At 64.2% G+C, this 23096-nt stretch carries 17 protein-coding genes; 11 read left to right on the top strand and 6 right to left on the bottom strand.

Going from position 1 to position 23096, the window contains the following annotated elements; genetic code table 11:
* Positions 1 to 29: 29 nt before the first annotated feature.
* Together AC56LK_RS21645 and AC56LK_RS21640 are read right to left on the bottom strand one after the other, a co-directional pair.
* Complete coding sequence (locus AC56LK_RS21645; protein WP_497186538.1) at positions 30 to 2696, bottom strand: TonB-dependent receptor; 2667 nt, start codon at positions 2694 to 2696, stop codon at positions 30 to 32.
* A 201-nt stretch (positions 2697 to 2897) separates the two neighbouring features.
* Positions 2898 to 3245, bottom strand: a complete 348-nt coding sequence (locus AC56LK_RS21640) for a hypothetical protein (RefSeq protein ID WP_497186537.1) — start codon at positions 3243 to 3245, stop codon at positions 2898 to 2900.
* Positions 3246 to 3524: 279 nt separating this feature from the next.
* Here AC56LK_RS21640 and AC56LK_RS21635 point away from each other — a divergent pair, with 279 nt between their 5' ends.
* The 4 genes from AC56LK_RS21635 to AC56LK_RS21620 all read left to right on the top strand — a co-directional run bounded on the left by AC56LK_RS21635 (position 3525) and on the right by AC56LK_RS21620 (position 9859).
* Positions 3525 to 3833, top strand: a complete 309-nt coding sequence (locus AC56LK_RS21635; RefSeq protein ID WP_497186536.1) for a hypothetical protein — start codon at positions 3525 to 3527, stop codon at positions 3831 to 3833.
* Between the two features lie 64 nt (positions 3834 to 3897).
* Positions 3898 to 5214, top strand: coding sequence for a TolC family protein (locus AC56LK_RS21630; protein ID WP_497186535.1), 1317 nt, complete (start codon positions 3898 to 3900; stop codon positions 5212 to 5214).
* Entirely contained in the window at positions 5211 to 6686 is a 1476-nt protein-coding gene (locus AC56LK_RS21625) for an efflux RND transporter periplasmic adaptor subunit (RefSeq protein WP_497186534.1), read from the top strand. Before AC56LK_RS21630 ends, AC56LK_RS21625 begins: the two co-directional genes overlap by 4 nt.
* Positions 6683 to 9859 (top strand): efflux RND transporter permease subunit, encoded by a 3177-nt coding sequence (locus AC56LK_RS21620; protein WP_497186533.1) that lies wholly within the window; start codon positions 6683 to 6685, stop codon positions 9857 to 9859. Before AC56LK_RS21625 ends, AC56LK_RS21620 begins: the two co-directional genes overlap by 4 nt.
* Before the next feature lie 245 nt (positions 9860 to 10104).
* On the opposite strand, the gene AC56LK_RS21615 is transcribed toward AC56LK_RS21620, so the two are convergent.
* The 3 genes from AC56LK_RS21615 to AC56LK_RS21605 all read right to left on the bottom strand — a co-directional run bounded on the left by AC56LK_RS21615 (position 10105) and on the right by AC56LK_RS21605 (position 12621).
* Positions 10105 to 11664, bottom strand: coding sequence for a phospholipase D family protein (locus AC56LK_RS21615; protein WP_497186532.1), 1560 nt, complete (start codon positions 11662 to 11664; stop codon positions 10105 to 10107).
* Positions 11665 to 11707: 43 nt separating this feature from the next.
* A complete protein-coding gene (locus AC56LK_RS21610) occupies positions 11708 to 12307 on the bottom strand; it encodes an outer membrane lipoprotein (RefSeq protein ID WP_497186531.1) in 600 nt (199 codons plus the stop codon).
* 149 nt (positions 12308 to 12456) lie between these two features.
* Positions 12457 to 12621 carry a hypothetical protein gene (locus tag AC56LK_RS21605; RefSeq protein ID WP_497186530.1) on the bottom strand — a complete coding sequence of 55 codons (165 nt, stop codon included), beginning with the start codon at positions 12619 to 12621 and terminating at the stop codon, positions 12457 to 12459.
* A gap of 272 nt (positions 12622 to 12893) precedes the next feature.
* Here AC56LK_RS21605 and AC56LK_RS21600 point away from each other — a divergent pair, with 272 nt between their 5' ends.
* The 5 genes from AC56LK_RS21600 (at position 12894) to AC56LK_RS21580 (ending at position 18839) form a co-directional block, all read left to right on the top strand.
* The gene (locus tag AC56LK_RS21600) at positions 12894 to 13643 is read left to right on the top strand and encodes a Crp/Fnr family transcriptional regulator (RefSeq protein WP_497186529.1); all 750 of its coding nucleotides are present in this window, start codon (positions 12894 to 12896) and stop codon (positions 13641 to 13643) included.
* Positions 13644 to 13930: 287 nt separating this feature from the next.
* Positions 13931 to 16030 (top strand): hybrid sensor histidine kinase/response regulator, encoded by a 2100-nt coding sequence (locus AC56LK_RS21595; protein ID WP_497186582.1) that lies wholly within the window; start codon positions 13931 to 13933, stop codon positions 16028 to 16030.
* The gene (locus tag AC56LK_RS21590; protein WP_497186528.1) at positions 16023 to 16853 is read left to right on the top strand and encodes a response regulator; all 831 of its coding nucleotides are present in this window, start codon (positions 16023 to 16025) and stop codon (positions 16851 to 16853) included. Before AC56LK_RS21595 ends, AC56LK_RS21590 begins: the two co-directional genes overlap by 8 nt.
* A gap of 18 nt (positions 16854 to 16871) precedes the next feature.
* Positions 16872 to 17051 carry a universal stress protein gene (locus AC56LK_RS21585; RefSeq protein WP_497186527.1) on the top strand — a complete coding sequence of 60 codons (180 nt, stop codon included), beginning with the start codon at positions 16872 to 16874 and terminating at the stop codon, positions 17049 to 17051.
* A gap of 3 nt (positions 17052 to 17054) precedes the next feature.
* Positions 17055 to 18839 carry a PHA/PHB synthase family protein gene (locus AC56LK_RS21580; RefSeq protein WP_497186526.1) on the top strand — a complete coding sequence of 595 codons (1785 nt, stop codon included), beginning with the start codon at positions 17055 to 17057 and terminating at the stop codon, positions 18837 to 18839.
* A gap of 18 nt (positions 18840 to 18857) precedes the next feature.
* Here AC56LK_RS21580 and AC56LK_RS21575 read toward each other — a convergent pair whose 3' ends face one another.
* Positions 18858 to 21542 (bottom strand): bifunctional acetate--CoA ligase family protein/GNAT family N-acetyltransferase, encoded by a 2685-nt coding sequence (locus tag AC56LK_RS21575; protein WP_497186525.1) that lies wholly within the window; start codon positions 21540 to 21542, stop codon positions 18858 to 18860.
* A 170-nt stretch (positions 21543 to 21712) separates the two neighbouring features.
* Between AC56LK_RS21575 and AC56LK_RS21570 the strand changes: the two genes are divergently transcribed.
* Positions 21713 to 22309, top strand: a complete 597-nt coding sequence (locus AC56LK_RS21570; protein WP_497186524.1) for a universal stress protein — start codon at positions 21713 to 21715, stop codon at positions 22307 to 22309.
* 201 nt (positions 22310 to 22510) lie between these two features.
* Positions 22511 to 22771, top strand: a complete 261-nt coding sequence (locus tag AC56LK_RS21565; protein WP_497186523.1) for a DUF6566 family protein — start codon at positions 22511 to 22513, stop codon at positions 22769 to 22771.
* Positions 22772 to 23096: the final 325 nt, after the last annotated feature.

Raw genomic sequence — 23096 nt, 5'->3', positions numbered from 1 at the left:
GCTCGCGGCCGCCCGGCATCATCGAAAGGCTAGAACTTGTAGCCCAGGCGAACGTGCCAGCGGCGACCCAGCAGGTCGTAGGTCATCGTATCGGTGTTTCCGTCCGTCCAGCTCTGGATGTACGGAGGACGCTTGTCGAACAGGTTGTCGACACCGAACGAGAGCGCCATCGCCTTGTTGAACGCATACTTCACACTGGCGTTGTGGTACGAGATACTCGGTGCGCGGGAGCCGATGTCTTCCGGCGCGGCATTGATGTCGTCCGCCTTGCCGATGTACTGGACCGTATAAGACCCCGACCACGGGCCCCTGGACGTCGTCAGCGACGCCGTCGACCGCCACTTGGCATAGCTGCCGCGGCCGCCGGTGATCTTGCCTGCGTACTCGATGACTTCGCCACCAGGGAAAGGCGTCACGTCGTAGCGGTTGAGGCGCGAGACGTCAGTCGTGATGGTCGAGGCCCAGCCGAGCAGGTTGAAATCAAGCATGGCACCGAAGTCCAGGCCGGCGACCTTCTGTTGGGCAGCGTTCTCCGGCTGGGACGACAGGAAGTTGATCTCGCCAGTGCGCGGATCGCGGGTGAAGCTCGAAGGGCGGCAGAAGATGTGCGACAGTCCAGGCGAGTTGTAGCAGACAGACAGCTTGGTCGATCCCGGCACTGTCTCGATGGCATTGTCGATCTCGATGTTGAAATAGTCGAGGGTCAGGGTCAGCGCCCTGGACGGCGTCCACACCACCCCGACGGTGAAGGTATCGGCTTCTTCCGGCTTCAGGTTCTGGTTGCCGCCGCCGGTCGTCAGGATCGATGGGCCGAACTGCCTGTAGCCGACCGGGACGCCGGAGGCCTGGCAGTTCTTGTAGACCGCGGAATTTGGATCGAGCGTGTTCCAGTTGTTGCATGGGTCGGTCGTGGTCAGGTTGCCCTCGGATACACCACCGAACAGCTCGGGAACGTTCGGGACACGGAAGGCGGACGACCGGTTCGCACGCATCTTCAGCGCGGGGATGAGCTGCCAGTCCAGACCCAGCTTGTAGGTTCCCTGCGAACCGAACAGACTGTAGTCGGAGTAGCGGGCGGCCGCATTCATGGTCAGCGACTGGACCAGCGGCAGCTTGGCCAGCAAGGGGACGGCCAGTTCGGCAAACACTTCACGCGCGCTGTACTCGCCGGCAATCGGGCCCATCGCGTTGGTATTGGCTGCACCCGACACGATCAGGCTGTCCGGGTCGCGCCATCCTTTCTCGCGGCGATACTCGAATCCCGAGGCAAAGCCAACCGGTCCCGCCGGCATCGAGAACAGCTCCCCACTGACGCTCGCGTTGAAGCTCTTCTGATCGTTGCCGCCATGGTCGCGTGTCGTGAAGTGGATGTACTCCAGCACTGCCGGGCTCAGGTTCCCGTAACCGAGGTAATTACCGCAAGGAGCCGAAGTCGGGGTCTTGCCGCAGGTCGCAGCGTTCAGGGTTGCGTCGACGCGGTCCAGGTTGATGATGTTCGTCATCCCGTCCACGCCGGTATTGCGGCCCCAGTTGAGGGAGGCAGACCAGTCCCATTTGTCGCCCAGTGCGCCTTTCAGGCCGGCGACGACCCGGAAGGTGTTCGTTTCCTGGAAAAAGTAGCGTGGACCCACCTCGGCGACCCGGCGCCGCTCCAGGGTCAGATTCTGCCCAGTCGGATTGGTCGGATGGCTCGCCGCGATCGCGATCGGACGATACAGGCCGATTGCGCCTGGCGTCGCCAGCTGCTCGGACTTGCGGTTCGTGAACATGAGCTCGCTGAACATGTCCACCCGGTCGGTCAGACGCATATTACCGAAGGCACTGACGCCGACACGCTTGATCGGATTGACCGCGTTCAGGAACGGATTGCCGTTGTAGGCGTGCTTGGCCGCGCTATAGGTCTCGAAACCACGCGGATTCCCGTTTGGATCCTGGTTGAAATTGACTCGACGACCGTCCGCAAGCCGGGCACGGCCACCGATGGTGGACGAACTGCCGGAGCAGACCAGTTCGCCGTCATCCTCGAACAGTGCGCAAGGCGCGCGCGACGCCAGGTTGACGGCGCCGCTCTCGGAATAGTTCAGCGACGCCATCAGCGATCCACGCTCGCTCCGCGTGCCCCATACGAGATCCGCGGATTTCTCGTCGCCGTCGCCGCGCTCCGTCTTGCCGTACCGGACGGAGGCCTCGACACCGTCGATCGCCTTCTTGGTGATGATGTTGACCACGCCGGCAACGGCATCGGCGCCATAGATTGCGGATGCCCCATCCTTCAGTACTTCGATCCGTTCGATCATCGCGACCGGGATCATGTTCAGGTCGACCGAGCTATTGGCGCCGGTCCCGCCCGACACGACGCGGCGTCCGTTCAGGAGGACCAGCGTGCGGTCGATGCCGAGGCCGCGCAGATTGACCTGCGTCGTCCCGTAGCCGTTGCTGGTCCAGTAGGCACTGCTCTGGTTGCCCGCCGTCCCTGCGGACGACGGCAGGCGCTGGAGCAGCGTCTCGACCGAAATCGCGCCGGAGCGCTGGATCGTTTCCGCGTCGATCACCGTAACCGGACCGACGCCGGACAATTGTTCCTGTCGCAGGTTGATACGGCTGCCCGTGATCTGGACCCGCTCCATCCCTTCCGCCTGGGTGTTCTCGCCGGTCGCAGGCTGCTGTGCATGGGCGCTCTGCTGCATGACCAGCATTGCAAGCGCGGCTGTCGTTCTTGGGACGTATTTGTGAAACATCTACCCTCCGGGTTTATTTTTGTACAAACTATGGGACCGCAACGGATAGCTGCAGGACACGACTCGCTCATCTGGTCCGGCAGCTTCGTGCAAGCGTGCGCAGGCATGGGTAGCGCTCCCGGTACTCAGGAACGCATCGCCGGCGTCAGCCGTAAAGGATCAGGCCGCGATTGACGCGGCAGTGCGGGGAGGTCGTTCAATCCGGGCGGGAACATGCCCGGTGAGTGAGGATGAGGAGAATTGCAGGGCGCTGCTGACGGCTTCCTCGACTGCGGTCACGGCCATCACCGGCGGTGGCGCCGAGGCGCCAATGGAGCAACTTGCGCAGGTGCCGCAACCGGAGCGCGCATGCGAGCCGTCGTCGTCGCAGTCCTGGTCTGGCGATGCGGCGCTTTGCAGCGGCGCGGCAGCATGCTCGTGCCCGTTATGGGGCGCCGCGACGGGCGCCCTCGCTTCCATCTGCATCCCGTCGGGCTGGCCGGCGGTGTTCAGGGGATGATGCGCCATGCCGCACTCAACCCTCGCCACTCCCGCAATGCTCTGCAAAGGCAGGGAGACGATGAGTAGGCACAAGAAAAATGATCGTAGCCTGGCGAACATATAATCAATGTAGCATGCTCCCGACTCAGCGTGTACACATTTTCATGACGACTTGCCCTGTCATCCCGCAGTATGGCTAGAATGGCATGGACGGCCCTTACCCAATCGAACCCGATGCGACGCTCCTTCCCGACACTGTTCAGATGCATTGCGCTTTTCCTCGTCATGACGCTCGTGACGTCGGGCATGACGATGGCATCGTACATGTGTCCCGAGATTGTCGCGAAGCCGGTCCCCATGCAGATGATGGACGGGGAAGCTTGCGCCGGCATGGACATGGAGCGCCCCGTCCATTGCGCCGAGTTCTCGGCCGATACCAAGGCTTCGGTCGATCACCACAACCCGGCACCCGCGCTGACCCTGCCGTCTCCCGCCAGCCTGGTTCGTATCGTCGCTCCCGTCGCGGCGCTCGCGATCGCCCTGCCCCGGCCCGGGAAACTTCCCGAGCCGGATGCCGATCCGCCCTACCTGCGAACCCTGCGCATCCGAATCTGACCACCTTCCGTCTGGCATGTGTCCGGCTAGTTGCCGGCGCTCGTTTTCACTCGCGGAGGGACCTATGTTTTCTTTTTTTATGTCACGTCATGACGTGCCGGCCAAGCCCGCACGCCCTGGCCACGCGCTGGTCGTGGCCCTGTTGCTGTTTGTTTCCGGAGGCGCAAGCGCAGCCCCAGATGGGCTCACGCTGAACGAAGCCCTGGCGCTCGCAACGTCCGCCTCGGCGTCCGCCAAGGCGGCGCGTGCCTCCGTCACGGCCAGCGAGCATGCTGCCGCGCGCGCGGACCAGTTACCCGATCCCATGCTGAAAATGGGCATCGATAACCTGCCGGTCACCGGCCCGGATCGCTTCCGTCCCAATGCCGATTTCATGACCATGCGCAGGATCGGCATCGAGCAGCAATGGGTTTCGCGCGACAAGCGTCAGGCCAGGTCGGAGCTGGCACGACGTTCTGTCGAGGCCGCCGAAGCGGCCCATCTCGACAAGATCGGGAATATCCGGGCCGAGACCGGGAAAGCCTGGCTGAGCGTGCTGTACAAGCAGCGCGCACTCGGCCTGTCCAGGTCGATTGACCGCGAGATGGAAGGTGAACTTTCCGCCCTCCGGGCGGCGCATCGCGGGGCCAGGGCCTCGGCCAGCGACGTGCTGGAAGCAAGGGCCGAACTGCTGCTCAGCGGCGACGGCGTCGATGCTGCCGAGCAGGATCTGCATACCGCGCTCATCGAACTGCGGCGCTGGACCCGCACCGACACCAGCGGGGTGTCCGATGAGGCGCCGAAGCTCGAAGCGGCGCTCACCCGCTTCGCCCTGCCGAACCTGGAGAAGATGCATCCGGCCGTCCTCGGCGCACGGCGTGCCGTCGACCTGGCCGACGCGGACGCCAGTGCCGCCGTACTCGAGAGCCGGCCCGACTGGTCATTCGAAGCCGGCTTTGCCCAGCGCGGCAGTCAGTATTCGAACATGGTCTCGTTCGGCGTCAGCATCCCCCTGACCGTCCATCGGGCGCAGCGCCAGGATCGCGAGATCGCCGGGAAGGCCGCACTGGGTACACGGGCAAGGCTTGAGTACGAGGAGGCACTGGTCGAGACGCGGTCGTCGATCGAAGCCAGGTCGATGCAGCTCGACAGCCTGAAGCGCCGCATCGCCCGGCTCGAAAAGGAGCTGCTGCCGACCGCGGCCCAGCAGGTCGAGACTGCGCTGGCCGACTATCGCGGCGCAGCCGGAACGCTGACTGCGGTATTCAAGGCCCGGCGTGCCGCCCTCGCGCGCAGGCTGCAGGTCAATGCGCTCGAGCTGGAGGCGGCGATGATCTGGGCGGAACTCGAGCTGCGTCTGATCCCACAGGAGATGGCAAGTACCGGGAGGGCCGGCCAATGAAACGCCCGCTGGCAACGAAGATTCTCCTCCTCGCCCTTGCGGGCGGCCTGATCGGCTATGGCGGCTACTGGTTGGGCGCGAACAGCTCTGCAGGCACCGCCGCCCAGACGGACTCGGGCAAGCGCGTCCTGTATTGGCACGACCCCATGGTCCCCGGCAAGCGCTTCGACAAGCCGGGGAAGAGCCCGTTCATGGACATGCAACTGGTCCCGGTGTATGCCGACGAGGGCGACACGGCCGGGGTCAGGATTTCGCCGACCCTCCAGCAGAACCTCGGCATCCGCTTCGCCACGGTACGGCGCGAGGAACGCGCGGACTCGCTCGATCTGGTGGGAAGCATCCAGTTCGATACCAGCCGCGAGGAGCTCATCCAGAGCCGTACTACCGGCTACATCGACAGGCTCCACGTCCGCGCGCCGCTGCAGCAGGTCAAACGCGGCCAGTCCCTGGCCTCGGTGTTCGCGCCGGAGTGGATTGCACCCCAGGAGGAATACCTTGCGCTCAGGCGCGGGGGCGACGCGGCGCTCGCCGCCGCCGCACGCGAGCGCATGCGCGCGCTCGCGATCCCCGACTCCCTGGTTGCGGAGCTGAAACGCAGCGGACGTGTGCAGACACACCTGACACTGACCTCCCCGGTTTCCGGAATCGTGAGCGAGCTCGGGGTGCGTGAGGGTGCCCAGGTCACGCCGGGCATGACGGTCGCAAAGGTGGTCGGCATGCAAACTGTCTGGCTGCTTGCCGAATTGCCGGAAGCCCTGATCGGCTCTGCCCGGACGGGCATGCGTGTGAGTGCCACGGCTGACGGCGGCGCCCGGCACACCTACGAAGGGAAAGTGCGGGAAATCCTCCCAGGCTTGAATCCCGCTACCCGGACCGCCCAGGCCCGTATCGAACTGGACAACCGTGACGCAGCGCTGATGCCTGGCATGTTGATGCGCGTCCGGCTGAGCGCTGCGGCGGCGAAGCCCCGCCTGATGGTGCCGACCGAAGCAGTGATCGCGTCGGGCACACGCTCTGTCGTGCTGGTGGCACAGGGCGACAGCCTGCGGCCGGCAGTGGTCACCACCGGCCGCGAGATCGGAGAAGCCACCGAAATCCTGAGCGGCCTCGAGGAAGGCCAGAAAATCGTCGCCTCCGGCCAGTTCCTGATCGATTCGGAAGCCAGCCTGAAGTCGGTCCTGCCCAAGTTCTCGGGCGAGGCGTCCGCGCAGCCGGACAAGCCGGGCAAGGCAGCGGCAACAGTGCATACGGCCGTCGGCAAGGTGGAGCAGGTTTCGGACGATGCCATCACGCTGATCCACGGGCCGGTCGCCACATTGCAATGGCCGTCCATGACAATGGATTTCATGAAGCCCACGCCTGCTGCGTTCAAGGAGATCAAGGCCGGCCAGACCGTCGAATTCGACTTTGTCGAGGGCCCCGACGGCTACATGCTCAAGCGGGTCATACTAGCCAATGGTGGCAAGCGATGATCGCGCGCATCATCCGCGCCGCGATCGCCGCCCGGGTCTGGGTCTTGCTTGCGGCCGGCCTGCTGGCGGCATGGGGCGTCCATTCGCTGCGCACGACCTCGCTCGACGCCCTGCCCGACCTTTCCGACACCCAGGTCATCATTCGCGCCCAGTATCCCGGCAAGGCGCCGCAACTGGTCGAAGACCAGGTCACGTATCCCTTGACCACCGCCCTGCTGTCGGTGCCCGGTGCGACCTCCGTGCGCGGCTATTCCTTCTTCGGCGACTCCTTCGTCTACGTGCTGTTCGATGACGCGACCGACCTGTACTGGGCACGTTCGCGCGTGAGCGAATACGTCAACCAGGTGCAGAACCGCCTTCCGGAGGGTGTAAGGGCGGAGCTCGGCCCCGACGGCACCGGTGTGGGCTGGGTCTACGAGTATGCCCTGGTCGACCGGAGCGGCCGACACGACCTCAGCCAGCTGCGCGCCCTGAACGACTGGTTCCTGAAATTCGAGCTCAAGACGGTGCGCGACGTCGCCGAAGTCGCCAGCATCGGTGGCATGGTCCGGCAGTACCAGATCGTCCTCGATCCGGACAGACTGCGCGCGTTCGGCATGTCCCACACCCGGGTGCTCGATGCGCTCGCGCAGGCCAACCAGGAGTCGGGCGGATCGGTCGTCGAGATCGCGGAGACCGAATACATGGTGCGCTCGCACGGCTACCTGCGCTCCCTGGAGGACTTCCGCAACATCGTCCTGAACGCGAGCGAGGCCGGCACACCGGTCCTGCTGCGCGACGTCGCCTCGGTACGCCTGGGGCCGGAAATGCGACGCGGCATCGCCGAGCTCAATGGACAGGGAGAGGTCGCAGGCGGCGTGGTCGTCATGCGGTCCGGAAAGAACGCGCTCGACACCATTGCGGCGGTCAAGGCCCGGCTCGAAACGCTCAAGCACGCGCTGCCGAAAGGTGTCGAGATCGTCACGACCTATGACCGCTCGACGCTGATCTCGGCATCGGTCGCGAACCTGGGAAGCAAGCTGGTCGAAGAGTTCGTCGTCGTCGCCATCGTGTGCGCGGTCTTCCTGTTCCACGTGCGCAGCGCGCTGGTGGCCGTGCTCACCCTGCCGCTGTGCGTGCTGGCCGCATTCATCGTCATGCGCTACCAGGACGTCAACGCGAATATCATGTCGCTCGGGGGTATCGCGATTGCCGTGGGCGCCGCCACCGATGCCGCGCTCGTCCTGGTCGAGAACGTCCACAAGCACCTCGAGGCCCATGCCGACGCCAACCCGGCGCTCACGCCCGACGCCAGGACCCGCTGGGAGATCGTCGCCCGGGCTTCGGTCGAAGTCGGACCGGCACTGTTCTTTTCGCTGCTGATCGTGACCCTGTCCTTCATCCCGGTGTTCGCACTCGAAGCCCAGGAAGGCAAGCTGTTCGCCCCTCTCGCCTACACCAAGACGTATACGCTTGCGGCGGCGGCCGGGCTGGCCATCACCCTGGTGCCCGTGCTGATGGGTTATCTCGTCCGGGGCAGGATTCCGAAGGAATCGGCCAACCCGGTCAACCGCCTGCTCATCAAGGCTTACCGCCCGCTGCTCGACGCCAGTCTCCGGCATCCGAAAACCACCCTGGGCATCGCCGCGATCGCGCTCGTGCTGACGGCCTTTCCCATCTCGCGGCTGGGTGGCGAGTTCCTGCCGCCCCTGAACGAGGGCGACCTGCTCTACATGCCGTCGGCCCTGCCCGGCCTGTCCGCCGCGAAGGCCGGCGAACTGCTGCAGCAGACCGACCGCCTGATCAAGACCGTGCCCGAGGTGGCGACCGTCTTCGGCAAGGCGGGCCGCGCGGAGACCGCGACCGACCCGGCGCCGATGGAGATGTTCGAGACCACGATCCAGTTCAAGCCGAAGGACCAGTGGCGGCCCGGCATGACCACGGAAAAACTGGTGGAGGAACTTGACCGCGTCGTCAGGGTGCCGGGACTGTCGAACATCTGGGTGCCGCCGATCCGCAACCGCATCGATATGCTCTCTACCGGTATCAAGACGCCCGTCGGCATCAAGGTTTCCGGGCCAGACCTGGGCCAGATCGACAAGCTGACGACCGCCATCGAAGCGGCGGTCAAGACGGTGCCGGGCGTCAGTTCCGCACTCGCCGAGCGGCTCAGCGGCGGCCGCTACATTGATATCAGCATCGACCGGCAGCGCGCCGCCCGCTATGGCATGGGCGTGGCCGACATCCAGACGGTGGTGTCGACGGCGATCGGTGGCGACAACGTGGGGGAAGTGGTCGACGGGCGGCAGCGCTTTCCGATCAACGTGCGCTACCCGCAGGACTACCGCGATTCGGTGCAGGCCCTGCGCGAACTACCGGTCGTCACCGCCCGAGGCGCACAGATCCTGCTTGGGGACGTAACGACGATTGTCGTGATGGACGGTCCCACGATGCTCCGAAGCGAGAATGCACGCCTGTCCGGCTGGGTATATGTCGATGTTCGCGGCACCGACCTTCTCACAGCGGTTCGTGCGATGCAGGAGCGTGTCCGCGGCAACGTCAAGCTGCCCCCCGGGTATGCGATCGGCTGGTCGGGGCAGTTCGAATACCTCGAGCGCGCGTCCGATCGCCTGATGACCGTTGTCCCACTTACCTTGCTTGTCATCTTCCTGCTGCTTTACCTGGCCTTCCGTTCCATGGCGGAAGCGATACTGCTGATGGCCACGGTGCCATTCGCACTCGTGGGCGGATTCTGGCTGGTCTGGCTGCTTGGTCATGCGGTATCGGTCGCAACAGCGGTAGGGTTCATTGCGCTTGCAGGGCTGGCGGCAGAGTTCGGTGTCGTCATGCAGGTTTATCTGCGTAATGCGCTACAGAGCCGGCTTGATGCCGGGCGCGCATTGACTAGCGAACTGGTATTAGAAGCAATTACAGAAGGTGCCCTCCTGCGGGTGCGCCCCAAGGCAATGACGGTTGCAGTCATCGTGGCCGGGCTGCTGCCCATTATGTTCGGAAGCGCGGCCGGCTCCGAGGTCATGCAGCGCATTGCGGCACCAATGGTCGGCGGGATGGTCACAGCACCCTTGCTTTCGCTGTTCGTGATTCCTGCCGCATGGCGGCTGCTGCAGGAACAGCACATGAAGATAAGTGCCAAGACCATGAAATCAAGCTCATCGAACAGCGAGGTCAGATGACTTTGGCGGCCGGCGGGCAAACGCGCGATATCAGCGGCAGCGCCTTTGCAAGTTTTACCTTTCAGGCAGCTATCTTGGGCGCGCCTGTCCTGCAAACCCAAAGAGGCTCGACGCTTGATTAGTGGCCGCTAGGCGAGCTGCGCACGCGGAGCGCCCGCCAGGCGGGCGCAAAGTGGCGATTCGCCCACGTTCCGCGAGTCCCGGTTTCGACCAATCGCATAAATCAAGCACGCTGTGAATCGACATCACAACAACCACTCGATTGGCAATATTGACATAATCAACACCGCGATACGCTCGTGCAAACTGGTGCCAGGCTCGACGTCATGTCGCACAACCGCTTTTCCATGACGCTCCAGCCAATACAACTGCCGGCCTGGCCCCAGGCGCACCTCATAGGCTTCCTCGGGCATCCGTTCAGTGAGTGCGGCGAAAATGCGGGTTGCCAGTGCCGGGCTTTCGATAACAAAACCCATTTCAGTGTTGAGCCTGGCGGAGCGCGGGTCGAAATTGAAGGAGCCGACGAACACCCGTGCGCGATCGACCGAGAAGGTTTTGCTGTGCAGGCTCGACGCCGAACTGCCTTTCAGGCCAAGAACTCGCCTTCGCGCGGATGCTTGCGACTGGCGCCGAAACTCGAAGAGCGATACCCCGGCTTCCAGCAGCGAGGCCCGATGCTTTGCATAACCTGCGTGTACGGCAGCGACGTCGGTCGCTTCCAGGGAATTGGTCAGCAGCTTGACCTTGACGCCGTTCCGGGCCAGCTCCACGAGTGCATCGACGCCGGCTGCCGTGGGGACAAAGTAAGGAGAGACCACATTCAGTTCCGACAGGGGTTCGCCCATTCTTTTCTTCAGCTTGTTGACGACCAGGGTCCGGGTTTCGGCCAGCCCGAGTCCCTTGGCAGGATCGTCGCTGACCAGGCGCGTGATCGCCCATTCGAATACGAGCCTGCCGCCCAGGAGGTCATCCGCAAAAGCCGAAGCACGCCGGGCACGGACGTAAGCCACAGCCGCCGCACTGGCCTCGATACGTAAAGCCGCCGCCGACAGCGCCTCCAATTCAAGCGCGTCGGCGATGGGCAGCAATCCACTGACCGGGTACGAAGAATTGCTGTTCCAGTAGCGGTCGAAGTCCTTCGACACATCGTTCACCACCGGACCAATCGCCATGACATCGAGATCTGCAAAAAGGACATCGTCGGCGGCGCCGAAATAGGCATCGCCGACGTTCCTGCCACCGACGATCGCAACCTGGTTATCCACGATAAAGGACTTGTTGTGCATCCGGCGGTTGGCCCGGCTGAAGTCGCTCATGTAAGCAAGGACGCGCATATTTCGCACGACAAATGGATTGAACAGGCGAACCTCGATTGCCGGATGCGCGTCTAGCGCCGAAAGCAAGGTGTCGAGCCCCGATGTGCCCTGGTCGTCGAGGAGCAACCTGACCCTGACCCCACGATCGGCGGCTTCGCGCAGGGCAGCGAACAGCAAGGTGCCGGTCATGTCCTTGTGCCAGATGTAATACTGGACATCCAGGGTGCGCTCGGCCGCCTGTGCCAGGAGCACGCGGGCTGCAAATGCGTTGCGGCCATCGGTGAGCGCGTGGACGCCGGACTTGCCCGGGTGTGCCACGCTCCCGGCCGAGAGTGCCCGTCCGAGCCGGGAAGTCCCCGCGTCGAGGTCGGCTGTGGAGTACGGCCGATCCTGTAGCGACGGCAATCCGGCGCACCCCGCCAGCGAGGATAGGAGCAGGCACACGGCAAGGGTGCGCAAGATGCCGAAGCAGGCTGTATTCGCCTTCATGGGCAGGCTCGAAGTGGGGATACGGAGCGGCTTGCCATATGGCTTAGCCATTCATCCTGAGCACGCCATCGACGATCTTGACCTGATCCCCGTCATGCCATGCCGGCTGCGTCGCCTGCGTCATGGTCCGGCGCGATCCGCTGTCCATGCGCACCGTGGTCTCATAGCTGCGGGTCGCCCTTGCCTGTTTCTCGATCTGGTTCCCGGCCAGGGCTCCGCCGATCGCACCGACCACGGTCATCGCCTGCTTTCCGTGGCCACCACCGACCTGGTTGCCCAGTAAGCCGCCCACCACCGCGCCGCCTGCCGCGCCGAGCCCGCTGCCATTGCCGCGAACGGCGACTTCGCGGACCGACTCCACTACCCCGCAGGTCTGGCAAACCGGCGCGGGAGTCCGGCGCACTGGTTCACTACGAACCTGGCGTGCAAGGGCGGCGGCGGGGCGTGCCGGCACCGTTGCGACCGCCGACGGCGCATACGAGGCCAGCGTCACCCCTTCGGCGGCGTCTGCCCCGGTCGAGTCTGGCAGCCATCCCATGAGGGCGGCGGTTCCGGTCAAGCAGAGCAGCACGAGGCTGGCGCTGGCGATGATCAGAATGGGATGGACGCGCGGTGTCGAGGTATTGGCAAGTGGCATGTTCATGGTGTTTTCTTTCTGGTGATGACAATGTGGAATGAGGGTGCAAAATGGTCGGAGATCGATTCAGTTTTCTTGTTCCGGCTGCGGACTCAGCTCTGCTGAAACCCTTATCCGCTTTCCCTGGCGACTGATCCGTCGCTTACCGTACATAGTTAAAAATAATTCGCGATGCCCGCGACATCCTTCCAGCGGAGCTTGGCAACTTTGCGGACGGCAAACACGACACCAGGAATGCAGAATGACCAACCCTGCTGCTGAAAGGCCCATGCGAGCGTTACGATGCTGGACGCTGCCAGCGCGACGGTGGGGGAAGACATGGGGTTCAAGCAGGCGAAGGGAGGGGGCATACACTTACTTTCTTATGAGCATTTCTTGGCTAAACATGGGACTCATGCAAAGTGGGAATGCTGGAACGGGGCAATGATGCAGGCGCCGCTTCGTTCTGCACTATGGCTTCCCGATCAAGCTGGCTCAGTTCGGTACCACGCTTAGACATCTGTTTGTTTCAAGGAAAGATAGTTGTAGGTTTTATCACAAGCGCGTGCTACCCTGCCCTTTCCATTCTTCCTTCCCCGAGAAACCACGCCGCGTGCCCCCCATACAAGATCCGAACCAGAATCACCTCCTTGCCGCCCTGCTCGACGCCGAGTTCGACCGTCTATCTCCCCATCTCCAGTGTGTCCCGCTCCTGCTCGGCGACGTGCTGTGCCAGTCCGGCGCCAAGCTGGATTACGTCTACTTCCCGACGACCGCCATCATCTCCATTCACTACCTGCTGGAAAACGGCGGCTCATCCGAGATCGCCGGCGTCGGCAATGAAGGCTTGCTGGGCGTCGCGCTGTTCATGGGCGGCAGCACGACGCCGAGCCGCGCCGTGATCCAGACCGGCGGCTTCGGCTATCGGCTGCCGGTCGCGATCCTGATGGAAGAATTCAACCGTGCCGGCCCGGTGATGCGGCTGTTGTTGCGCTACACCCAGGCCCTGCTCACCCATATGTCGCAAACAGCGGTATGCAACCGGCACCACACGGTGGAACAGCAACTGTGCCGCTGGCTGCTGCTCACGCTCGACCGGCTGTCGTCCAACGAGCTCACGATGACGCAGGAACTGATCTCGAACATGCTCGGCGTGCGCCGCGAAGGCGTCACCGAGGCGGCCGGCAGGCTGCAGGGGCGCGGCCATATCAGTTACCGGCGCGGCCACATCACCGTGCTCGACCGGGCTGGCCTCGAACAGGATGTGTGCGAATGCTATGACGTGGTCAAGAAGGAGTTCGGACGCCTGCTCTCGGACGTGCGCCAGCGCCAGGGCGCTGTGCGTCCTGCACTGCGCGCCTGAGCGTGCCGGCCTGCCATGCCTGGCTGGCCGGCCTTTCACTCTTCCACCACCAGACCAGCAATATGCCAAACACCCACTATTTTTCCGTCGAGCGCCTGATGGCGGCCGGCTTCGCCGCGACGCTCGCTGCACTGCTCCTTGTAAGCGCATTCGCCCTGCAGGAGGCGGAAAGCTTGTCGATTGCCGTGCGCATCGTGGCGAGCCTGGGCTTGCTGCTGTGCTTCCTGGGCGCGCTGCTCCTGCTCGCCAGGCTGCAGTCGCGCCAGCGCAGCGCGCTGCAGGCAAGAATGCAGGCCGCGCCATTGCTGAAAGCCAGCGCGCTGCAGGACGCCATCTTCAACAGCGTCAATTTTTCGAGCATCGCCACCGATGCCGACGGCGTGATCCAGATCTTCAACGTCGGCGCGCAACGCATGCTCGGCTACGCTCCCGGGGATGTGATCAACAAGCTGACGCCGGCGAGCATCTCGGACGCACAGGAGCTGGTCGACCGCGCAGCATCCCTGAGTACCGAGTTCCGCGCCACGATCAGCCCCGGCTTTGACACCCTCGTCTACAAGGCGCTGCGCAACATCGAGGACATCTACGAGCTGACCTACATCCGGGCCGACGGCACCCGCTTTCCGGCACTGGTGTCGGTCACAGCCCTGCGCGGCACCGACAACGACGTGATCGGTTTCCTGCTGATCGGGACCGACAACACCGCACGCAAGCAGGTGGAGGCCGAACAGGCGCTGTTGGACGAGCGCCTGCGCGACCAGCAGTTCTATACGCGCTCGCTGATCGAATCGAACATCGACCCGCTGATCACGACCGACCCGCGCGGCGTGATCAGCGACGTCAACCAGCAGACCGAGATGCTGACCGGCCGCACCCGCGACGAGCTGATTGGTGCGCCCTTCAAGAGCTGCTTCACGGAGCCACGGCGTGCCGAAGACGCCATCGCCCGGGTCCTCCATGAGGGCAAGGTCACGAATTATGAGTTAACGGTGCTCGCACGCGACGGCAAGGAAACGGTGGTGTCGTTCAATGCAACGACATTCAACGATCGCGACCGCAAGTTGCGGGGAGTCTTCGCCGCGGCGCGCGATGTCACGGAGCGCAAGCATTTTGAACATGCCTTGCAGGAGACGAATATCGCGCTCGACGCAGCCAGGGAAGCCGCCGAAAAAGCGAACCGTGCCAAGTCCGAGTTTTTGTCGAGCATGAGCCATGAGCTGCGCACACCGCTGAACGCGGTGCTGGGGTTCGCCCAGCTGATGGAATCGGAGCTTCCTCCCCCGCATCCGCGCCAGCAGCGCTCCATCGACCAGATCCTCAAGGGCGGCTGGTACCTGCTGCGCCTGATTAACGAGATCCTTGACCTGTCGATGATCGAGGCAGGCAAGGTGACGATGTCGCAGGAATCGATGTCGATCAATGATGTTCTGCAGGACTGCAAGGGCATGATCGAACCACAGGCGAGCAAGCGCGGCATTGCGATGAGCTTCCCGGAACGCGGCAAGGTGTTTTACGTGCATGCGGATCGTACCCGCATCAAGCAGGTCATGATCAACCTGCTCTCGAACGCGATCAAATATAACGGCACCGGCGGCAGCGTGACCGTGCAGTGCGCCAGCAGCGGCCACGATCGCGTGCGCCTCAGCGTCGGGGATACCGGCGCCGGCTTGTGCGCTGATCAGCTTGCGCAACTGTTCCAGCCGTTCAACCGCCTGGGCCAGCACGACAGCGTCGAAGAAGGCACTGGCATCGGGCTCGTGGTCACCAAGCAGCTGGTCGAGCTCATGGGAGGCGAGATCGGCGTGGACAGCGTGGTTGGTCAAGGCACGGTGTTCTGGGTGGAATTCGCGGCGTCGCTGCCTCCTGCCCTGATGCTGGACGACATCGATGAGGAATCCCTCGGACGCCGGCAGCGCCCCCCGCACGCACTGGACGAACAGCCGACCTTGCTGTATGTCGAGGATAATCCGGCCAATCTTGCGCTCGTCGAGCAGCTGATCGCCCGCCGGGGCGACCTGAAACTGCTCACCGCAATCGATGCCGATCTCGGAATCGACCTGGCGCACGCCTACCTGCCCGACGTCATCCTGATGGACATCAACCTGCCCGGCATGAGCGGCTACGGAGCGCTCAAGCGCCTGCGCGAAGACCGCGTCACCGCTCATATTCCGGTGCTGGCGCTGTCGGCGAATGCGATTCCGCGAGATATCGAAAAAGGACTGGAAGCAGGTTTCTTCCGTTACCTGACCAAGCCGATCCGGGTCCATGAATTCATGGATGCCCTCGACCTCGCCCTGCTGCACGCCGCCACCCAGCGCGGCGTCGCGCCAGCGGGCTCCACCACGAACGACGCGCCAATCCACAACACAGGGAACTGCCATGCTTGAATCCATTGAAATACTGAACGCAAGCATCCTGATCGTGGACGATCAGGAAGCGAACGTCATGCTGCTCGAGCAAATGCTGCGCAACGAGGGCTATCAGTGCATCACGACCACCCAGGACCCGCGAACCGTCTGCAGCCTGCACAAAGCGCACAGCTTTGACCTGATCCTGCTCGACCTGCAGATGCCCGACATGGATGGATTCGAAGTCATCGAAGCACTCAAGCAGGTCGAGGCTGGCAGCTATCTTCCGGTACTGGTCATTACCGCGCAGCCTGCGCATAAATTGCGTGCCCTGAAGGCCGGCGCAAAAGACTTCGTCAGCAAGCCGTTTGACTTCGTCGAAGTACAGACGCGTATCCACAACATGCTGGAAGTGCGCCTCCTGTACCGCAGACTCAATGATCAGAACCGTCTGCTCGAACAGACCGTACTCGAGCGCACCGCCGAGTTGCGGCAAAGTGAAGCGCGTTTCCAGCGCTTTACCGAGCTCTCGTCCGACTGGTATTGGGAGCAGGACGCCGAAGGAAAGTTGACGCAATTCTCCGGGCCAGTGGAAGAGATGCTCGGGATCGGCAACGGTGCCACAGCCGAGGAAATAGCCAGGGCGGGCTGGAACGTGCATGAGCGGGCGGTCCTGGATGCCAAGATCGCGAACCGGCAAGCATTCCTCGACTTGATTTACAGCCGTACCTTGCCGGACGGCCGAGTTCAAACACTTCAAGTCAGCGGCGAACCCATGTTCGACGCGGCCAGCGGTTTTGCCGGTTACCGCGGGATTGGACTGGACGTGAGTGAACGCACGGAACGAGCGTCGCGCGTTTGAGGTTTTGCCATCCGGGATATGGCTGAGGGCGCCACCTCGACCGAAGGCGAGGCGCTGCTGGCTCTGGCTCGCGAAAGCGGCGCGGGGCTGATGGTAACGGGCGCCTATGGCCACAGCCGCTACCGCGAATGGGTACTGGGAGGTGTGACGCGCGAATTGCTGGAGCGCGCCGCCATTCCCTTGCTTATTGCGCACTGAGCCATGCGAGCCGCGCCAAGAGACATCCCCCCGAGCGAACTGCGGCGCGAAGGGAGCACATGGCAGGGTGGCCGGCATGCGCCCCCGGACGGGTCGAAGGCGCAACCGTACTCGGCCGACCTGGCTCTGCACGCCTGGCTCGGCCGTTTCACCGCACATGTCTCGCCGGCCGCCCTGGCACTGGCCTGGCAGGACTGGGCCAGCCACCTGGCCCTGTCGCCTGACAAGCAGACCGAGCTGGCCCTGCTGGCGCAGGCCAGCACCCGGCGCTGGCTGGACTACGCCCTGGCCGCGGCCTGCGGCCCCGCGTCGGAACCACTGGAGCCACTCGCCCAGGACAAGCGTTTTTCCGATCCCGCCTGGCACGCATGGCCGTGGAACGTGGCCAGCCAGGGCTTCCTGCTGACGCAGCAGTGGTGGCATCGCGCCACCTGTGGCGTTAGCGGCGTCGCCCCCCACCACACCGACGTCGTGAGCTTTGTCGCACGCCAGCTGCTCGATGCGCTGGCGCCATCGAATTTTATCGCCACGAATCCCGCCGCCCAGCAGGCCACGGCAGCCACCGGTGGACGCAATCTCCTGCACGGCATGCAGCGCGCCGCCTCCGATGCGCAGCATGCGCTTGCCGAAACCAGGCCGCCCCTGGCTTACCTGCCCGGTACCGACGTCGCACTCACGCCCGGACAGGTCGTCATGTCCAACCGCCTCATCGAGCTGCTGCGCTACGATCCGGCGTCGCCGACCGTCCACGCGCTGCCGCTGCTGTTCGTGCCGGCCTGGATCATGAAGTACTACATCCTCGACCTGTCGCCAGAGAACTCGCTGGTGCGCTACCTGGTCGAACATGGGCATACGGTGTACATGATCTCCTGGAAGAACCCGGGGCCGGAAGACCGCGACCTGTCCCTGGAAGACTACCGTCGCCTTGGGGTCATGGCCGCCATCGACGCGATCGCCGGGCAGACCGGCGCGCCCAGCCTGAATGCCTGCGGCTATTGCCTGGGCGGCACGCTACTCGCGATCGCGGCGGCGGCCATGGCGCGCGATGGCGATGCGCGCCTGGAAAGCATCAGCCTGCTGGCTGCCCAGGTCGATTTCACCGAGCCTGGAGAATTGTCCTTGTTCATCGATCACAGCGAGGTCGAATTTTTGGAAGCTGCGATGTGGGAGCGGGGTTATCTCGACGCGCACCAGATGGCAGGCGCTTTCCAGCTGCTGCGCTCGAACGACCTGGTCTGGTCGCGCCGCCTTCGCCACTACCTGCTCGACATTCCAGACAAGGACAACGATCTGGCATCCTGGAATGCCGATACCACCCGAATGCCTTACCGCATGCATTCGGACTACCTGCGCAAGCTTTTTCTCGGGAACAGCCTCGCCAGCGCGCGCTACCTGGTCGATGGACGTCCCGTCTCTCTGAACGACATCCGCGTTCCGGTCTTTGCGGTCGGCACCCGCACCGACCATGTAGCCCCATGGCGCTCGGTGTACAAAATCATGCCCTCGACCGACACCGAGGTTACCTTCCTGCTGACATCCGGTGGCCACAACGCCGGAGTGGTGTCGCCGCCCGGCACCCCGCGCCGCAGCTACCAGATGGCGACGCATGCCCACGATGCGTCCTACGTCGATCCGGACAGCTGGGAGCGCCTGGTCGACGTACGCGAAGGCAGTTGGTGGCCAGCCTGGGAACAGTGGCTCGCCGGCCGGTCCAATTCGATGCGGTCGCCGCCGGAGCCGGTCGCCGGACTGGCGCCGGCGCCAGGCAGCTACGTACTGGAGCGTTGAGCGGATGCCGGAGGCCCATCAGGTGCTCCGCGCTGGCGACAGGGTAAGCGTCATCTCGACAGTGCCGTCGGGGTTCGGCGCCAGCGCGAAACCGCAGGCGCGGGCCAAGGCGTGCATGCGCGCGTTGTCGCCGAGCGCGACACCGCTCAGCAATGGCAAGCCGCGCCCACGGCAGTAGTCGAGCAGACATTCCATGAGCATGCGACCCAGGCCGTGCCCCGCAAGGTCGGAGCGCACCACGATCGCGAATTCGCCGACGGTGTTATCCGGATCGATGCTCACGCGGGCCACCCCGAGGGTTTCTTCTCCCGCGGCCGCCTTGCGGGTGGCGATGAAAGCCATCTCGCGCGAGTAGTCGATCTGGGTGAAGCGCGCCAGCTGGGACGGTGTCAGCTCGCGCATCATGCCGAACATGCGGAAATGAACGGCTTCCGGAGTAAGCGCATGAAAGAAATCCTGGTGCGCGCGCGCGTCCTCGGGCCGGATCGGACGCAGGACCAGCGCACCGAGCGCGCTCTCGACCTGCCGTTCGAGCGCGTCTGGATAAGGCAAGATCGCCAGGCGCGCCAGCGGATCGGTTCCCGGCGCCACCGGCGCCAGGCGCATGCGGGCATCGAGGGCGACAACGCCGGCGCTGTCGGCAAGCAGCGGGTTGATGTCGAGTTCCGACAGTTCGGGCAGGTCGATGGCCAGCTGGCCTACCCGCACCAGGACATCGTAGAGCGCCTCGAGGTCGGCGCGCGGTCGGTCGCGGAATCCGGCCAGCAGGCGCGCCGCGCGAGTGCGTCCCACCAGGTCGGCGGCCAGCACGCGGTTCAAGGGCGGCAACGCAACCGAACGATCGTCCATGACCTCGACCGCGATTCCGCCCTGGCCGAACAGGATGACCGGCCCGAACACCGGGTCGGTGGCGACGCCCAAGATCAGCTCTTGCGCCTGCGGGCGGCGCGCCATCTCCTGCACGGTGAAACCGTCCAGCCGCGCCTGTGGGAGCAAGCTGCGTACGCGCGCAAGCATGGCATCGAGCGCTGCACCAAGCGCGGCCTCGTCTGCCAGGTCGAGTGCCACGCCCCCGACATCGCTCTTGTGGACGATGTCGGGCGAAAGGACCTTCAGGGCGACCGGGTAGCCGATGCGCCGCGCCTCCGCGATCGCCGCCTCCCTGTCGCGCACGATGGCGGTACGCACCACCGGAATGCCATACGCACCAAGGATCGTTTTCGCGTCCGCCTCGCCCACCGCGCTCGAGCCTCTGGCGAGCAGACTTGCGACCAGCGCGCGAGCGGCCGCACGGTCGGGGACCGGTAGCACGCCCGCCGGCGGCACCTGGTCCAGCAGGCGCTGGTTGCGGCCGTAATCGACCAGTTGCTGGAATCCGCGCACAGCCTCTTCTGGCGTATCGAACACCGGCAAGCCGGCATCCAGGCACAGGCTGCGCGCCTGGGCAACGCTGTCCCCGCCCAGCCAGCAGCACAGCACCGGGCGGCGGCTGGCCCGCATCAGCGGCAGCAGCGCACGCGCGATGTCGGCGCTCGGGACGATGGCGGTGGGTGCATGGATCAGCAATACCGCGTCGACGCCGGGATCGTCCAGCACGGCCTCCAGCGCCAGCCGGTAGCGCTCCACCGGGGCGTCGCCGATGATGTCGACCGGGTTGGCATGTGACCAGGTGGCGGGCAGGCCCTGCGACAGGCGCTCGAGCGTCGCCCCGGACAGCGGCGCCAGCACACCGCCGCCGGCGACCAGGGCGTCGGTCGCCATCACCCCGGGGCCGCCGCCATTGGTCAGAATCGCCAGGCGATCCCCGGGCGGGCGGCGCGCTTGCGCCAGGATAGCCACGGCATCGAACAGTTCAGCGGTCGTATACACCCGCAGCATGCCCGCGCGGCGCAGTGCAGCGTCGTATACGATGTCGGAACCGGCCAGCGCGCCGGTATGGCTGAAGGCCGCATGCGCGGCCTCGCGCACGCGGCCCGCCTTTACGACCACGGTCGGCTTGGCCCGTGCGGCGCGACGGGCGGCAGACATGAACTTGCGTGCCTGGCGCACGCTTTCCACGTACAGCAGGATGGCATCGGTGCCCGGGTCGCCCGCAAGGTAGTCGAGCAAGTCGCCGAAATCGACGTCGCTGCCGTCCCCGAGCGACACGAAACAGGAAAAACCGATACGCCGGGTGCGTGCCCAGTCCAGCACCGTGGTCACCAGCGCACCGGACTGCGCGACGAAAGCCAGCCTTCCGGGCAGCGCGGCCACCGGCGCAAAGCTCGCGTTCAGTCCCAGCGCCGGTACCAGGAGCCCGACACAATTTGGACCAAGGATACGCAGCAGGAAGGGCTTTGCCGCCTCCAGCATGGCCAGGCGCAGGCTGCGCCCGTCCGGTCCGGGAGCGTCAAGTCCTGCGCTGAGCACGACCGCCGCCTTGCAGCCGAGTCGTCCGAGCCGGGCGATAATGTCCGGCAGGGTTGCAGCGGGTGTGCAGATCACGGCCAGGCCCGGACAAGCCGGCAACGCATCAATGTCCGGGTAAACCTCCAAGCCTTCCAGCTGCCGGTATGTCGGATTGACCGGCCAGAGCGGCCCCTGGAAGCCTCCGGCCAGCAAGTTCGCCAGGACGGTCGCCCCGACGCTGCCCTGGCGTGAGGATGCTCCGACCACGGCGACAGAGCCTGCCGTGAAAAAATGGTCCAGATGACGGACACTCATTGGGCTTCCTTTGAAATTCTTGATGTAAGCCCAAGACTAACCAAAGACGAAACAAAAAATTTGACCAAGATCAAATTGCCCTGAGTCAGAGCTGCTATTGGCATATTCACCGTGGACAGGCCACAGCCGCTGGCCTACCTTCATGGTATGAACTGAATCCGAGGCAAGCGATGTCATACAAAACCATCCTCGCGCATGTCGATGGCGGCCCGGGGGCGCAACAGCGCTTCCACGTAGCCGCCGCCCTGGCGCTCAATTTCGACGCTCACCTGACCGGCTGCGCGCCAACCGGCATATCCCGCTTCATTCCGCCCGACGTCATCGTGCGGGAAGGCACGCCACTGGCGGATTTCTGTACGGCGATGCGCGCCAATGCCGCGGACTCCCTTCAGCACTTCGCGCAGATCGTGTCCGAGCGGGGCATGCTAACGGCAGAGGAACGCGTCATCGACGACGACGCCTCCGGCATTGCACTGCATGCGCGCTATGCGGATCTGGTCGTGATCAGCCAGCCGGGCCAGGAGTCCGGAAGGCCGCTGCTCGTCGTTCCCCATTCTGCCACCCGCACCGGCATTTCCGCACGAGCCCTCGACCGCCCGGACGAAGTGGCTGTCGGAACGGCCCTGCTGTCCGCTGCGGACGACGAGGATGCCGGCCTGCTGGTCATGGGCGGCTACGGCCGATCGCCATTGCGAGAGTCCCTACTTGGCGGGGTTACCGCTACGGTCCTCCGGTCGATGACACTGCCGGTCGTGTTGGCCCATTAAGTGGAGCGGTACAGGCGGCCCCGTCCAACACGAGTGAAACGCGCACCGGCCTATAGTAGCCGTGCTCCTTCACCGGTTCGCATCAAGCTGCCCGAACTGCTGCGACGCATGGAACCGGGACCTTCTTTTCGGTGACGTATCTGCATGGACGGTGCAAAGTAGCGCATCCTGTACGATGTTCATTCTACAAGGAGAGGAGCGATGGACCGACTGGGCACATACCGAGGTTACGATATTGCAGTCACCCTGCACTCGAACGGCGAACGGAAGACCCCAAAATGGCACGCCTCCATTCAAATAAGTCGTGTCGGCAAGTCGGTAATAGAACCATGCTTTACCACCGAGCCATCGCACGGCACGGTCAGTGAGGCAAGAGACAGAGCGATTCGCATCGCCAGATTTGTTATTGATGATCGTTCAAACGCCGCGCCGATTGGCGACAATGACTTGTTGGAGGAATAATCACGCAATAACCCGGCCTGTTACACCAGGCTCAATTCTGGATAGAAACCGGCCATTTACTGCGCTGTCGCACCCGAAGCGGCCAGGTATCGATATCGGAAAATACGAATGTCATGTGTACAGGCACCGGAGGATCTCATGCGAACCCTGCTTCCCCTGACGGACCAGTTACCATCCAGCGAGCAAAACGATGAACAGGCGCTTGATGAGTAAGCGTCAAACCAGCGCCGTCTAGACACTGAACGGAGCCAGTCGCAAAGTAGTCCCCACTAAATTTTGGCGGGGACTATCTTGGGAAGCGAAGTTGAACACAGCAGGCGTCGGC

The sequence above is a fragment of the Telluria sp. ZB4P36 genome (assembly GCF_059685865.1).
Note: the sequence above shows the minus strand (reverse complement) of the source record. Positions and strands in the feature narration are given on the sequence as shown.